The sequence below is a fragment of the Pseudomonas sp. GW821-FHT03E01 genome (assembly GCF_059420765.1).
The window spans coordinates 207001-220976 of record NZ_JBWKUI010000005.1 but is presented as its reverse complement, the minus strand read 5'-3'; the positions used below and the strand labels follow the sequence as shown (position 1 = coordinate 220976).

The window sequence follows — 13976 nt, the reverse complement described above, 5'->3', positions numbered from 1 at the left end:
CAGGACGGAGACTTCGCTGTGATTGACCCTGCGACCTTATCGATTTTCGTCGGCGCGGTGATGCTGTTGCTGCTGTCACCCGGGCCGAACATGGCCTTCGTAATCAGCCATGGTGCCAGTTATGGCTGGCGCGGCGGTGTGGCGTCGGGATTGGGCATTGGTCTGGCCGATCTGATCCTGACGGCGCTGACCGCGATGGGGGTTACGGCACTGGTTGCCAGTTGGCCACCGGCCTTCGACCTGATCCGTTATGCCGGCGTTCTGTATCTGCTGTGGCTGGCGTTCAAGGCGTTGCAAAAGCCATCGGCCAGCGGCACGTCGGATGTTGCGCAGGTGCCGCTCAAGACCCTGCTGATCCGGGCGATGCTCAACAGCCTGCTGAACCCCAAGGCCTTGCTGTTTTTCATGGTGTTCCTGCCGCAATTCGTTAACGCGCAACGAGGCTCGATTGCCGTACAGCTGGTGCTGCTGGGCATGGTGCTGACCCTGGTCAGTGGCGTGTTTCACACCCTGCTCGGGGTTTTCGGCAGCACGGTCAGCCGGCGTATTTCCAGCACGTCGACATTCGCCACATGGCAGTCATTGGGGCTGGCCGCGGTATTGCTGTTGCTCGCCGTCAGGCTGGCCCTGATGACACGTCCGGCCTGACTCATTCACTGAAAAGGAACCTCTGCATGTACATCGCATCGTTTATCTACAAACCCGGGCAACGAGACGAGGAGTTCAACCTGTTGAGCACGTTGATCGACGAAGCCGCGATCAGCATCGAAGGGTTCGTCGGTACCCAGTCCTGGTGCTCGGCCGATGGCGAACTGGTCAACGCCAGTTACTACTGGCAGGACGAAACCTCTATCCGGGAATTCGCCAGCCACCCCAGGCACCTGGAGGCCAAGCGCCAGTACCGCAAGTGGTATGCGGGTTATCAAGTGGTGATCGCTAAAGTGGAGCGGGCTTATGGCGATGACTCGTTCGAGCTGTTTGTGCCGAATGGCCGGCGTGAGTGACTGGCTGCGGGGGGATAGCCCCCCGCGGCCATCTCTTTCACTGGAGGTCGAGTTTCGCCGCTGCACGTTCGGTGATTTCCGTACGTAATTTCAACGACCCGGCAGCACGTTTACGGGCTTCCTCCAGTACGCCGGCTGGCGCTGTCTCGGGGCTGCCCGAAGCAAACGGCGGTGCCGGGGCGTATTCCAGCTGCAATTGCACCAGTTGCGCGGTGTCCTTATCGAACAATTCAGCGGCCAGGGTCAGGGCAAAATCGATTCCCGCGGTGATCCCGCCACCGGTCAGCAGATTGCCGTCGCGCACCACCCGATCCTTCACCGGGATCGCCCCCAACAGCCCGAGCAACTCGTGATACGCCCAGTGCGTGGTGGCGCGCTTGCCCTTGAGCAGCCCTGCCGCGCCAAGCACCAGGGCACCGGTGCAGACCGAGGTGACATACCGCGCCGTGGCGGCCTGAGTCTTGATGAAGGCCAGGGTTTGTTCATCCTCCATCAATGGGCCGACGCCGCCACCTCCGGGAATGCAGATCACATCCAGCGGCGGGCAATCGTCGAAGGTGATGGTCGGTTTCAACACCAGCCCGGTACTCGCGGTGACGGGCACCAGGTCTTTCCAGATCAGATGCACCTTCACGTCCGGCAGCGAGGCCAGCACGTCATATGGGCCGGTCAGGTCCAGTTGTTGAACCTGTGGAAACAACAGTAAACCGATCTGCAACGTCATGGCGTTTTTCTCCTGATTGGGGTGGACGGCTTCACTGTAGGCTCGTAGGATTTGGCGAATACGCCAATAACCCCACGAATTACGCCAATCATGCCAAACCACCCGAAAACCATTCATGTGCTGGCCTTCGCCAACGTGCAAGTGCTCGATGTCACCGGGCCGTTGCAGGTGTTTGCCTCGGCCAATGACATTGCCCGCCAGCAAGGTCTGCCGCCGCCCTATGCGCCGTCAGTGATTGCCAGCGGTGGCGGGGCGGTGATGTCGTCGGCGGGGTTGGCACTGTTGGCAGAACCGCTGCCGAATCGGGGCAGCGACACCTTGATCATTGCCGGTGGCTGGGGCGTTTACGCGGCGGCGCAGGACGCGTCGCTGGTGGGGTGGGTGCGTGAGCATGCGCGAGATTGCCGGCGGGTGTCGTCAGTGTGTACCGGGGCGTTTTTGCTGGCGGCCAGCGGCTGGCTTGATGGTCGACGGGTGGTGACGCACTGGACCCGCTGCGAGCAATTGGCGCAGCAGCATCCCAAACTGCAGGTCGAACACAACCCGATCTTCATCAACGACGGTCCGGTCTGGACCTCGGCCGGGGTTACCGCGGGCATTGACCTGGCGCTGGCCATGGTCGAACAAGACCTCGGCCGAACCATGGCCCTCGAAGTCGCCCGGCAACTGGTGGTGTTTCTCAAGCGTCCGGGGGGCCAGTCGCAGTTCAGCGTGACCCTGTCTTTGCAGAAAGAAGGCAACCGATTCGACGAGCTTCACGCCTGGATCAGCGAAAACCTCACCAAGGACCTTGGCATCCCGACCTTGGCCTTGCAGGCCGGGATGAGCGAGCGCAGCTTCGTCCGTCACTACCGCACCGACACCGGCCAGACCCCGGCGCGGGCCATAGAACTGATTCGGGTCGAGACCGCGCGACGACTGCTCAGCGACACCGGCGTACCGATCAAACGGGTCGCGATGCAATGCGGGTTTGGTAGCGAAGAGACCCTGCGCCGCAGTTTTCTGCGGGCCATGAGCGTGACACCGCAGGCTTATCGCGAGCGGTTTTCCGTCAGCCCTTCAGCAGATCCAGTATTGCCTTGAGCGTCGCCTCGGGCGCTTCCTCGGGAATGTCATGCCCGACGCCCGCCAACACTCGGCGTTCGTAAGGGCCGGTAAAATGCCCGGCGTCTTCATCGACTTCAGGCGCGGGCCCCACACCGTCATCGGCACCGCACAGGGAAATTGTCGGCACGCTGATTGCCGGTTGTCGGGTCAGCGCTTCTTCCATCCATTCCAGCGTCGGGTCGCCGGGCGCATACATGAACCGGTGCCGGTACGAGTGAATTACTACGTCGACGAAATCCGGATTATCGAAGGCTGGCGCGCTCAAGGGATATCGTTCGGCATTTTGCGCCCAGGTCGGTGACCACAGGCGCCAGAGCAGTTCGCACAGGGCCCGGCGGTTTTGGGTCAAGCCTTCCACGCCGCGCGGGGTGTGGAAGTAATACTGATACCAGAGACGATGTTCAGTCTGCGGATCCAGAGGCTGGCTGGAGCGGGGAATGTTCTGCAGGTTGTAACCGTCCCCGGTCACCAGGCAGCGCACCCGCTCCGGCCTTAGCGCCGCGACAATGCACGCCGCCCGACCGCCCCAGTCGTAACCGCACAGCGCGGCTTGTTTGATGGCGAGGGCGTCCATCAGGTCCAGCAAATCCTGGGCGAGGGCGGCCTGCTGGCCAGAGCGCAGGGTGGCGGGGGAGTTGAAACGGGTCGGGCCGTAGCCGCGCAGGTACGGAACGATCACACGGTAGCCCTTTGCGGCGAGGGCTGGAGCGATGTCGTCGTAGGCGCGGGGGGAGTAGGGGAAGCCGTGCAGAAGGATGACTGGGTCACCGGTGCTGGGGCCGTGTGTTTCGCAGGCAATATCGAGGTTTGGCGTCAGGACATGTTGGATCTGCATTCGATGCTCCATGGGCTGTCTATCAACGGCTGATTCAGATCGACCTGAGGCCTTGCTTCTCAGGCTTCCACGTCCGCTACCTGGTTGAAATACTTCGACCGATCCGGCGTAAATGTCACGACCATTTTGGTCCTGGAACAGGTCAACGCCCGTTCTGCGCTCAGATCAATATCCAGATCTTCCCCGCGTAACCCTTGCCATTGGGCGAGGTATTTGAGGGATCCGTATTTTTCGAGTTTCTTCAGGCTGCGGCTGACGCCACCTTTCCAACCCAGCACCGGGAGTTCGCCGGTGAGGCATTGGTGGGCGAGGTCGGGGAAGCGGGCGGCGCGCTGACGGCCGATCTCCCAGCATTTGATCAAGCCTTTGTCGGGGCCTTCCCACAATTCAGTCCGGTTCAGGCCTGATCGGAGTGGGACGTTGATGCTGCGATGGATGCGCTGGGTCATTCTGGTTCCTTGAATTCGGGTTTTGTTGGACAGCTCCGCTGTGCCCGTTGAGCGTGGATGGTAGGGATGGATGTAGGTGCTGGCAACAAGGTATTTCCGGATGTAGGAATCAGTTACCAGGTGTTGATTGGGCTGGTTTGTTTAGTGAATGTAGGCGATTGGCCTACGCAATCCTGTGGCGAAGGGGCTTGCCCCCGTTCGGCTGCGCAGCAGTCGCTAAGCCAGTAAATACGGTGCTTCTGGAGGAATGTGGTTGCAGATTTCAGGGCCGCTGCGCGCCCCAACGGGAGCAAGCTCCCTCGCCACAGGAGGTCAGTCCTGCCAGGCAGAGTGTGTTTAAGTTCATCGCGGGTAGGTCTTGATCCTACAAAAAGTGTCGTAAAAGTGGATATTTCTGACGAGTTTTGGCGGTTGTTGGTTAGGAAAGGGAGCCGATAGGCTTTGGGGGTCGTTGCAAATTCAGCGACCGGGCGTCGCAGTCCGTTCAGTTCATTTGGTGCATAATCGCCGCCGCCCAACCAACGCTCCTTCGGAGTGTGTCGTTTGGTCTTATGGTGGCTGTGCGCGGGATACCTTCGGGTATGCCGGGTTTCCAAATGACTCGGTCTGCGACCCCGCGTACAGCTGCCTCCCTCCATCGCGTCGCAGCGATCAGTGGCAGCTCAACTTCTCATTTGGAGTGTCACCATGTTCAAAGCCACACCGAATCCCCCAGAAACCGACGACGTTTCGCCCTATGAATCCCTCGATTCGAAAAAACTCCACGACGCCGCCGAACGCGCGCTCGACCACTACCTCAAACCCACCCCGAAAAAAACCGAAGGTCGTAAGCCAAGCAGGATGTTTCTAGTTGCGCCGGATATGGATAACGAAAGTCTGCTGGCCCATGTCTGCGAATCACTGGCCTCAGCCAGCGTCATGACCAGCGACATTGCCGCTTATGTCGACGCCCCACAGCGGCATACGCTCCTGGCGATTCAGCAAGTCATCATGCTGGCCGAGCTGGCAGTGAATCGGGTGCTGGATAACGTCGACGTACCGAAGCCTGCGCCACACAGCTGATCCCTCGTCATCGCGAGCAAGCTCGCTCCCACATTGGACTCGAATTGAACCCGGTTCCGTGTAGGAGCGAGGCTTGCCCGCGAAGCAGTCACCTCAGTCTCAAGGCTGCCAGAAGTTCTTCTCCCCACTCAACTTCCGATCCAGAAAGCTCGCCGCGCTGATCAGCGCCAGGTGCGTCAGTGCTTGTGGTGTGTTGCCCAAGTGCCGCGCGTGGCTGTCCAGCTCTTCGGCGTACAGCCCCAACGGGTTGGCGTACCGCAGCAATTGCTCGAACTCCAGCTGCGCCTTTTCTACCTGGCCGGCGCGGGCCAGGCATTCGACGTACCAGAACGAGCAGGCAGCGAAGGCGCCTTCGGTGCCGGGCAGGCCGTCGATCTGGCTGTCGTCGTTGCGGTAGCGGTAGACCATGCCCGCGCGCACCAGGTGTTTTTCGATGGCTTCGAGGGTCGCGATCCAGCGCGGATCCTTGGCGCTGACGAAGCGCACCAGCGGCATCAGCAGCATCGAGCCGTCGAGGCCGGTGCCGCCGATGTGCTGGACGAAATGCCCGCGTTCTTCGTTCCAGAAGTTGCTCCAGATGTCGGCGTAGATCGCTTGACGGGTCTGGTCCCAACGGGCGAACGGGGCGGGCAGCGAGCGTTTGGAGGCCAGCCGGATGGCCCGATCCAGCGCTACCCAGCACATCAGTCGCGAGTGCAGGAAATGATGCTGCTCGCCGCGCATTTCCCAGATGCCAACGTCCTTTTGCTGCCAGGTTTCGCAGACCTGATCGACCACTTCCACGGTGTGTTTCCAGCCTTCGTGGGAGATCGCCTCACCGTACTTGTTGACCAGGTACACCGCGTCCATCAGCTCGCCGAAGATGTCGAGCTGGATTTGTTCGTAGGCCTGATTGCCGATGCGCACCGGCGTCGCGCCGCCATGGCCGGACAGGTGCGAAAGTTCGGTTTCCGGCAGTTCCTGGCGGCCATCGATGGCGTAGAGAATATTGAGTTTCATCGGTTTACCCCGGCAATCACTGACCCTGCCGCGCAGCCAGCGCATGTAGGCGTTGGCTTCCTCGACGAAGCCCAGGCGCATGAAGGCGTAGACGGTGAACGAGGCGTCGCGGATCCAGGTGTAGCGGTAGTCCCAGTTGCGTGTGCCGCCAGGTGTTTCCGGCAGGCCGAAGGTGGCGGCGGCGAGGATGGCGCCGTGTTTGCGCGAGGTCAGCAGCTTCAGCGCCAGGGCCGAGCGATTGACCATTTCCCGCCAGCGCCCGCGGTAATTGGACTGGCCGATCCAGTTGCGCCAAAACTTCAGGGTGCGCTCCAGGCACAGATCGGCGGCGCCTTCCTTGAAGCGCGGATCGTCAACGCCGCCGAGCAAAAACTCGGCGCTCTGGCCCTGTTCGAGGGTGAATTCGGCAATCGCTGCGTTGCCCTCGACGCGCAAGGGCTGATCCGCACACAGCTGCATGGGCGGCTGACCGGTGGCCTCGAAATACACACTGCGGCCGCGCGCCCGCGCCTTGGTGTGAGCCCGCGCATAGTCATGACGCAGGTTGCACAACATCTGAATCGTCGCCCGACCGCTGACCACGCGCACCCGGCGCATCAACATCGGCAAATCATCCTCGCTGTCGCCGATGGGCAGCAGGTCGGTGACTTCGACCACCGCATGATCGCTGAGCCAGCGGGTTTGCAAGACGTTGGTGTCGGGCAGGTAAATCTGCTCGCGGCGGGCGTCGGGCAGGTCCGGAGCCAATTGGAAGATGCCGGCTTCGGGGCTGTCCAGCAGCGCGCAGAAGATCGACGGGCTGTCGAATTCCGGCCAGCAGAAAAAGTCCACGCTGCCCTTGTCGTTGACCAGCGCCGCGCTGCGCATGTCGCCAATGATGCCGTGGGCGTCGATCGCGCTTTGTCGTTCGGAAGGATCAGCCATTGCCGCAGAACTCCGGGAATCGAGGGCCTAACCAGCTGACTGGTTAAAGCCACAGAGAGTTCATTTGGCGCCGAACCGGCGTTCACACTCAACCTACAATTCGACGCTTTCCCGCAGACCGACGCTGTGGCAAGTTGCAGGCCCTTGTTGAGGCCCGATCCCATGGCAAACCCCTACCGCGAGCTGTTCCACGCCCCAGGCGCCCGTGCCTTTGTGCTGGCCGGGATGATCGCGCGCATGCCGATTTCCATGACCGGCATCGGCCTGATCACCATGCTCTCGCAGCTCCAGGGCGGTTACGGCCTGGCGGGCTCCGTCGCGGCGACTTTTGCCCTGGCCACGGCGTTTTGTGCGCCGCAGGTTTCGCGGCTGGTGGACCGTTTTGGGCAAGGCCGGATCTTGCCGCTGTCGGCGCTGGTCGGCGGCGGGGCGCTGTTGATGCTGTTGCTCTGCACCCGCTTGCAGGCGCCGCACTGGACGTTGTTTGCGTTTGCCGCGCTGGCCGGTTGCATGCCGAGCATGTCGGCGATGGTGCGGGCACGCTGGACCGAGTTGTATCGCGGTCGCCCTGAGTTGCAAACCGCCTATGCGCTGGAGTCGGTGCTGGATGAGGTGTGTTTTATCGTCGGGCCGCCGCTGTCGGTGGGGTTGTGCGTGGTGGCGTTCCCCGAGGCGGGGCCGTTGGCGGCGTTGCTGATGCTGGCGATCGGGGTCACGGCGCTTGTGTTGCAGCGCGGCACCGAGCCGCCAGTGCATCCCCATGAAGAACACCATCAGGGTTCGATCATCCGCTCGAGCGAGATCCAGTTGTTGATGCTGTTGATGGTTGCCATGGGCACTATTGTCGGTGTGGTGGATGTGGTCAGCGTTGCCTTCGCCGCGCAGCAGGGGCAACCGGCGGCCGCGAGCATTGTGCTGTCGGTGTATGCCATCGGTTCATGCCTGGCCGGGTTGGCGTTCGGCGCGCTGCGCTCGAAACTGCCGCTGCCGTTACTGTTTCTCTATGGCGGGGTAGCGACGGCGGTGACCACGTTGCCGTTGCTGCTGGCGGCGAATATTGTCGGCTTGTCGCTGGCGGTGTTCGTTGCCGGGCTGTTCTTCGCTCCGACCCTGATTGTGGCGATGGCGCTGGTGGAGCGCATCGTGCCGCCGGCCAAACTCACCGAAGGCCTGACCTGGCTGGTCACCGGTTTGAGCATCGGCGTGGCGATCGGCGCGGCCAGTTCCGGCTGGCTGGTGGATGCGTTCGGGGCGCGCAGCGGGTTCTGGGTGTCGATTGCCGCGGGTGCCGTGGTGTTGGGGGCGGCGGTGCAGAGTTTCCGTCATTTGAAATAGCCCGCTGCTCCCGTAAGGGATTACCAGCCTCTTCCCGAATTCACCCAGAAATTCACCGACAACGATGTCGAGACCGATTCCACCTGATGGAACCAGCCTTCGGGCAGAAACAGCAGGTCGCCGGCCTCCAGGGTTACTCGCAGAAACGTCACGTCTTGCGCGCCGGGGAAACGCTGGTAATCCGGCGCATCCGGGTTGAAATCACAACCGTCGAGCCCGCCCTGCGGGGCTGTCGACCAGGTGCCGAGGGCTTCACGGTGATGGGGCGCGGCGAGGGTGAAGGTTTTCTGGCCCCAGACCTGAGCGAACAGGTTGTCGGTGTCGTCGCGGTGCAGCGGTGTCAGCGTGCCCTTGGGGCCGATCCAGATGCGGGGCGGGATGAACAGCGCTTGATCGAAATAGGGCGGGTACTTGATCTGCTCCATCAACTGCGCCGGCAGGATGTTGTTGCCCATGTACGCCGGAGGTTCGCCATCGGCGCTTTTCACTGCCGGGGTGTCCAGCGAAGCGATGAACTCGGCCATGGAGGTGGAGCGGAAATCCCGCTCCGTGGAGAAGGTTTTCTTCACGTAATCGCCGTGGCGGGTGATGCCTTGCAGTTCGGCGAAATGCACCAGCGATTCTTCGCGGCTGAGCTTGAACAGGGGCCAGTCTTGCAGGGCATCGCTGATCACCAGCGGAATCCCGTGGGGCAGGTAGCGCGTTTCGAACTCCAGCACTGACAGTTCGCGACGTGGCCGACGCTCCACCGAGCGTTGGGGCGACAGGCTGGCGGAGACCTTTTCGCTGAAACGCGGCGGGGTCGGGTAGCGCTTGTTCATGTCGACCTTTTCCACCACGCCGCCACCATGGCGGGCGTGATCGATGATCTGCGGCAGCATCGTCGCCAGGCCCATGTTGCCGCCGATTTTCAAGCGGCCGCTGGCGAACAGTTCCTCGACATTGGCCATGCCGCCCATGATCCCGAGAAAGTCCTGTTCCGCGACTTCGATGGTCACGTCGGGGCTGGCATGACGGCCGGCTTCGGTGCGGCTGCTGGCCTTGACCTCGGACCAGTACGCCTGATGCGGGCCGAACACGAATTGAAAAACCCCTTCGATGCCGACGGCACCGGCATTGGCGAACAGTTTGCCCAGGATGGTCTGCAGGTCCACGGCGACGCCTCTTGTTGGTTTTGGTCTGAGCTGGTTTTGGTTTGAACTGATTCTGGTTTGAAGAGAAACGAGCACCTGCAGCGGAGATTTAACCGACGCTGACTAATTTGCGCTGCTGGCGGGTCGTCTTCCCATACAGACGACTTTTTGAGGTAAACGTGGTGACCAAGCTGACCCTGCTGTGCCTGCCGTATTCTGGCGCCAGTGCCATGGTCTACAGCCGTTGGCGACGCAAGTTGCCGCAGTGGCTGCAGTTGCAACCGGTGGAGCTGCCGGGGCGGGGCGCACGGTTTGGCGAACCGCTGCACACCGACATGCGCGCGCTGGCGATGCAATTGGCCAGGGAGTTGCGTTCGACGCTCAAGGCGCCCTATGCGCTGTTTGGCCATAGCCTGGGCGCCTTGCTCGCGTGTGAGCTGGCCCACGCCTTTCGTGCGCTGGGTTGTCCGGAACCGGTGGCGCTGTTTGCCTCGGGGACGGCGGCGCCAACGATGCGCGCCGACTACGATCGCGGCTTTGCCGAGCCCAAAACCGATGCGCAGTTGATCGAGCAGCTACGCACGCTCAATGGCACCAGCGAAGCGGTGCTGGCCAATGAAGAGCTGATGAGCCTGACACTGCCGATTCTGCGTGCGGATTTTCTATTGTGTGGGCGTTTTCAGCCGGTGCAGCGGCCATTGCTCAAGTGCCCGGTGCATGTGCTGGGTGGTAAGGCCGACAAGGCCACCACCGAACAGTTGATCGGCTGGAGCAGGGAAACCCTCGGCAGCTTTTCGGTGGACATGCTGGCCGGTGGGCACTTCTTCATTCATGAGCACGAAGCCAAGGTGCTGCGGGTGATCAAGGATCAGCTGGAGGTTCACCATCGGCGGCATGCCTTGGCGGCTGTCGGTTAACACGATGCTTCAGTTTGGTGATCTCTGTGGCGAGGGAGCTTGCTCCCGCTTGGTTGCAAAGCAACCCTAAAACCTGCGACCTCGCTGTGTCAGGAATACCACATTCGCCGGTTTACGATTGCTGCGCAGCCGAGCGGGAGCAAGCTCCCTCGCCACAGGTCTGTGTTCGGCCGTCATTTCTTCGCCGCACCGCCGATTCCAGCCGCTTCGACCTCCCTTCCTGATACTTGTTCTCAAACGCTAATTTTTCCGGTCTGCATTCGTTTCATAGGGACGACGTGCCTTTGTGCTTCCTGCCTACTGATCCGGATGCTAAGAAATGAATGCTGAAGACTCCTTGAAACTTGCTCGCCGGTTTATCGGGTTGCCCCTGGAAAAGCGCCAGATGTTCCTTGCGGCCTTGCACAAGGAGGGCGTGGACTTCGCCCGTTTTCCGATTCCGCAAGGGGTCGAGTCCGAGGACCGGCAAGCGCTGTCCTACGCCCAGCAGCGCATGTGGTTTCTCTGGCAACTGGACCCGCACAGCGGCGCCTACAACTTGCCGGGCGCAGTGCGCCTGACTGGGCAACTGAACCTGCCGGCCCTGGAGCAAGCGTTCGCCAGCCTGGTGGCGCGTCATGAAACCCTGCGCACGGTGTTCCAGCGCCAGGCCGACGAGTCCCTGCAACAGGCACCTGCCAGTGCGCCGTTGGTGATCGAGCAAATTGATTTCAGCGCGCTGCCAACCCTTGAGCGCGAACAGGCCGTGGCCGAGGCCGCCCAGCAGCAATCGTTGCTGCCGTTCGATTTGGCCGTCGGGCCGCTGCTGCGGGTCAAGCTGCTCAAGCTCGCCGAGCAGGAGCACGTGCTGCTGCTGACCCTGCACCACATCGTTTCTGATGGCTGGTCGATGAACGTGTTGATCGACGAGTTCATCCGCTGCTACGACGCCCATGATGCCGGCGCGCAACCGCAGCTCGCGCCGTTGCCGATTCAATACAGCGACTACGCCTTGTGGCAACGCCGCTGGCTGGAGGCCGGCGAGCAGGCGCGGCAGCTGGAATACTGGCAAGCCCAATTGGGCTTCGAGCATCCGGTGCTGGAGCTGCCCACCGATCACCCGCGCCCGGCGATGCCCAGCTATCGCGGCACGCGTTATGAGTTCGGCGTCGACGGCCCATTGGCCGAGCAACTGCGAGCCACCGCGCAGAAGCACAACATCACCTTGTTCATGCTGTTGCTTGGTGCGTTCAACGCGTTGCTGCACCGTTACACCGGGCAGACCGACATCCGCGTCGGCGTGCCGATCGCCAACCGCAATCGCGGCGAAATCGAAGGCCTGATCGGTTTCTTCGTCAACACCCAAGTGCTGCGCACCCGGCTCGACGGCCAGACCCGCGTGGCGGATTTGCTCAGTGACATCAAGGAAACCGCCCTCGGCGCCCAGGCCCATCAGGACTTGCCATTCGAGCGGCTGGTGGAAGCATTGAAGCTGGAACGCAGCCTCAGCCACACGCCGTTGTTCCAGGTGATGTACAACCATCAGCCGCAGGTGGCGGACATTTCCACGGTGACCACCGCCTCAGGCCTGGAGCTGGGCGTGATCGAATGGGAAGGGCGCACCACCCAGTTCGACCTGACCCTGGACACCTATGAAAAGGCCGGCACACTGCACGCCGCGCTGACCTACGCCAATGACCTGTTCGATGCGCCGACCATCGAGCGCATGGCGCGGCACTGGACCCATTTGCTGCACGGCATGGTCAACGACAGCCAGCAGCGCATCAGCGATTTGCCGTTGCTTGAAGCCGAGGAATACCAACGCATCGTCCATGACTGGAATCGCGCTGACGAAGGTTTCGCCGATGATCTGTGCATCCATCAATTGATCGACCGCCAGGTCGCCGCCCAACCGGATGCGCTGGCGGCGACCTTCGCGGCCAAACAACTGACTTACGCCGAACTCGACAGCCGCGCCAACCAACTCGCCCACAAGCTGATCGAGTTGGGCGTGGGTCCGGAAGTGCGGGTCGGCGTGGCGATGCAGCGTTCCGACAGCCTGCTGGTAGCTCTGCTGGCGGTGCTCAAGGCCGGCGGCGCCTACGTGCCGCTGGACCCGGATTACCCGGCCGACCGCGTGGCCTACATGCTCGAAGACAGCCGTGCATTGGTGCTGCTGACCGAGCAGGCCGTTGCGGCAACATTGAGCATCGCTGCCGAGACACAAGTGTTGTTGATGGACAGCGCCGAGCCATGGCTGGCCGCTTACCCAAGCAGCGCTCCGGTCACTCGCGTCACGCCGGATAACCTCGCTTATGTGATCTACACCTCCGGCTCCACCGGCAAGCCCAAAGGCGTGGCCATCACCCATCGCAACGTGCTGGCGCTGATCGACTGGTCGCAATCGGTGTACAGCCGCGACGATATTCAGGGGGTACTGGCCTCGACTTCGGTGTGTTTCGACCTGTCGGTGTGGGAGTTGTTTGTCACCCTGGCCAACGGCGGCTCGCTGATCATCGCCCGCAACGCCCTGGAGTTGCCGCAACTGCCGGCCCGCGATCAGGTGCGCCTGATCAACACCGTACCGTCGGCGATCAATGCGCTGCACAGTGCCGGGCAGATCCCGCCGAGCGTGCGCATCATCAACCTCGCCGGTGAGCCGCTGAAGCAGTCGCTGGTCGACGCGCTTTATGGGCAGCCGACCGTTGAGCATGTCTACGATCTTTATGGCCCGTCGGAAGACACCACCTATTCCACCTGGACCCGTCGCGAAGCGGGTGGCACGGCGAACATTGGTCGCCCGCTCAAACACACCGCCAGCTATTTGCTCGACGCCGATCTGCAACCGGTGCCGCAGGGCGTATCGGCTGAGCTGTACCTGGCCGGCGCGGGCATCACCCGGGGTTACTTGGCGCGACCGGGCATGACCGCCGAGAAGTACGTGCCGAACCCGTTTGCCAGCAACGGCGAGCGTCTGTATCGCACCGGTGACCTGACCCGTTATCAGGTCGATGGCGCGTTGCAATACGTCGGTCGCATCGACCATCAGGTCAAGGTTCGTGGTTTCCGCATCGAGCTGGGTGAGATCGAAGCGCGCCTGTTGCAGCAGGACGTGGTCCGCGAACTGGCGGTGCTGGCCCAGGATGGCGCCAGCGGTCAGCAACTGGTCGCCTACATCGTGCCGACCGATGCCGCGGTGTTGGCGGACGATGCCGATGCTCAAGCGAGCCTGCGCGAAGCCCTGAAAGCCGCGCTGCGCCGACATTTGCCGGACTACATGGTCCCGGCGTATCTGCTGTTCCTCGAACAATTGCCGTTGACCCCCAACGGCAAGCTCGACCGCAAGGCCTTGCCTGCGGTCGACGGCTCCCAGCAACAACGTGAACACGTGGCGCCGCACACGGCGCTGGAAAAGTCGCTGGCGGCGATCTGGCAAGACATCCTGGCCATCGACAACGTCGGCCTGGAAGACAATTTCTTCGAGCTGGGCGGCGACTCCATTGTGTCG

At 62.1% G+C, this 13976-nt stretch carries 12 protein-coding genes (1 of these 12 running past the window's edge); 7 read left to right on the top strand and 5 right to left on the bottom strand.

Features of this window, described 5'->3' with window-relative positions; all coding sequences use genetic code 11:
• The first annotated feature begins 18 nt into the window (after positions 1–18).
• Complete coding sequence (locus AC07VO_RS10585) at positions 19–648, top strand: LysE family translocator (protein ID WP_018925330.1); 630 nt, start codon at positions 19–21, stop codon at positions 646–648.
• A 26-nt stretch (positions 649–674) separates the two neighbouring features.
• A complete protein-coding gene (locus AC07VO_RS10580; protein WP_086945116.1) occupies positions 675–1004 on the top strand; it encodes an antibiotic biosynthesis monooxygenase in 330 nt (109 codons plus the stop codon).
• Between the two features lie 37 nt (positions 1005–1041).
• On the opposite strand, the gene inhA is transcribed toward AC07VO_RS10580, so the two are convergent.
• Positions 1042–1728, bottom strand: a complete 687-nt coding sequence (inhA, locus tag AC07VO_RS10575) for an isonitrile hydratase (protein ID WP_064619088.1) — start codon at positions 1726–1728, stop codon at positions 1042–1044.
• A 90-nt stretch (positions 1729–1818) separates the two neighbouring features.
• Here inhA and AC07VO_RS10570 point away from each other — a divergent pair, with 90 nt between their 5' ends.
• The gene (locus tag AC07VO_RS10570) at positions 1819–2811 is read left to right on the top strand and encodes a GlxA family transcriptional regulator (RefSeq protein ID WP_086945115.1); all 993 of its coding nucleotides are present in this window, start codon (positions 1819–1821) and stop codon (positions 2809–2811) included.
• Here AC07VO_RS10570 and AC07VO_RS10565 read toward each other — a convergent pair.
• Entirely contained in the window at positions 2780–3670 is an 891-nt protein-coding gene (locus AC07VO_RS10565; protein WP_086945114.1) for an alpha/beta fold hydrolase, read from the bottom strand. The two genes, AC07VO_RS10570 and AC07VO_RS10565, sit on opposite strands and share 32 nt — an antisense overlap.
• 59 nt (positions 3671–3729) lie before the next feature.
• Positions 3730–4119 (bottom strand): hypothetical protein, encoded by a 390-nt coding sequence (locus tag AC07VO_RS10560; RefSeq protein ID WP_086945113.1) that lies wholly within the window; start codon positions 4117–4119, stop codon positions 3730–3732.
• A 687-nt stretch (positions 4120–4806) separates the two neighbouring features.
• On the opposite strand from AC07VO_RS10560, the gene AC07VO_RS10555 reads away from it, so the two are divergent.
• Positions 4807–5181: a DUF6124 family protein gene (locus AC07VO_RS10555; RefSeq protein WP_086945112.1), complete on the top strand. Its 375-nt coding sequence runs from the start codon at positions 4807–4809 to the stop codon at positions 5179–5181.
• Positions 5182–5280: 99 nt separating this feature from the next.
• Here the strand turns inward: AC07VO_RS10555 and AC07VO_RS10550 are convergent, their stop codons facing one another.
• Entirely contained in the window at positions 5281–7104 is a 1824-nt protein-coding gene (locus AC07VO_RS10550; RefSeq protein WP_086945111.1) for a glycoside hydrolase family 15 protein, read from the bottom strand.
• A gap of 162 nt (positions 7105–7266) precedes the next feature.
• Between AC07VO_RS10550 and AC07VO_RS10545 the strand changes: the two genes are divergently transcribed.
• Complete coding sequence (locus AC07VO_RS10545) at positions 7267–8439, top strand: MFS transporter (protein WP_018925337.1); 1173 nt, start codon at positions 7267–7269, stop codon at positions 8437–8439.
• Positions 8440–8459: 20 nt separating this feature from the next.
• Here the strand turns inward: AC07VO_RS10545 and AC07VO_RS10540 are convergent, their stop codons facing one another.
• Complete coding sequence (locus tag AC07VO_RS10540) at positions 8460–9593, bottom strand: cupin-like domain-containing protein (protein WP_018925338.1); 1134 nt, start codon at positions 9591–9593, stop codon at positions 8460–8462.
• Between the two features lie 158 nt (positions 9594–9751).
• Here AC07VO_RS10540 and AC07VO_RS10535 point away from each other — a divergent pair, with 158 nt between their 5' ends.
• Both AC07VO_RS10535 and AC07VO_RS10530 read left to right on the top strand, forming a co-directional pair.
• Positions 9752–10489 carry a thioesterase II family protein gene (locus tag AC07VO_RS10535; RefSeq protein WP_086945110.1) on the top strand — a complete coding sequence of 246 codons (738 nt, stop codon included), beginning with the start codon at positions 9752–9754 and terminating at the stop codon, positions 10487–10489.
• A gap of 319 nt (positions 10490–10808) precedes the next feature.
• Positions 10809–13976 carry the beginning of a non-ribosomal peptide synthetase gene (locus tag AC07VO_RS10530; protein ID WP_086945109.1) on the top strand. The gene runs 9204 nt beyond the window's last position, so only the first 3168 of its 12372 coding nucleotides appear in the window; it begins with the start codon at positions 10809–10811; its stop codon lies off the right edge, out of view.

Excerpts from the sequence above, each read along its gene's own strand:
- AC07VO_RS10560 (WP_086945113.1), bottom strand. The coding sequence starts at position 4,119 with ATGACCCAGCGCATCCATCGCAGCATCAACGTCCCACTCCGATCAGGC.
- AC07VO_RS10545 (WP_018925337.1), top strand. The coding sequence starts at position 7,267 with ATGGCAAACCCCTACCGCGAGCTGTTCCACGCCCCAGGCGCCCGTGCC.
- AC07VO_RS10555 (WP_086945112.1), top strand. The coding sequence starts at position 4,807 with ATGTTCAAAGCCACACCGAATCCCCCAGAAACCGACGACGTTTCGCCC.
- AC07VO_RS10565 (WP_086945114.1), bottom strand. The coding sequence starts at position 3,670 with ATGCAGATCCAACATGTCCTGACGCCAAACCTCGATATTGCCTGCGAA.
- AC07VO_RS10550 (WP_086945111.1), bottom strand. The coding sequence starts at position 7,104 with ATGGCTGATCCTTCCGAACGACAAAGCGCGATCGACGCCCACGGCATC.
- AC07VO_RS10580 (WP_086945116.1), top strand. The coding sequence starts at position 675 with ATGTACATCGCATCGTTTATCTACAAACCCGGGCAACGAGACGAGGAG.
- inhA (WP_064619088.1), bottom strand. The coding sequence starts at position 1,728 with ATGACGTTGCAGATCGGTTTACTGTTGTTTCCACAGGTTCAACAACTG.
- AC07VO_RS10570 (WP_086945115.1), top strand. The coding sequence starts at position 1,819 with ATGCCAAACCACCCGAAAACCATTCATGTGCTGGCCTTCGCCAACGTG.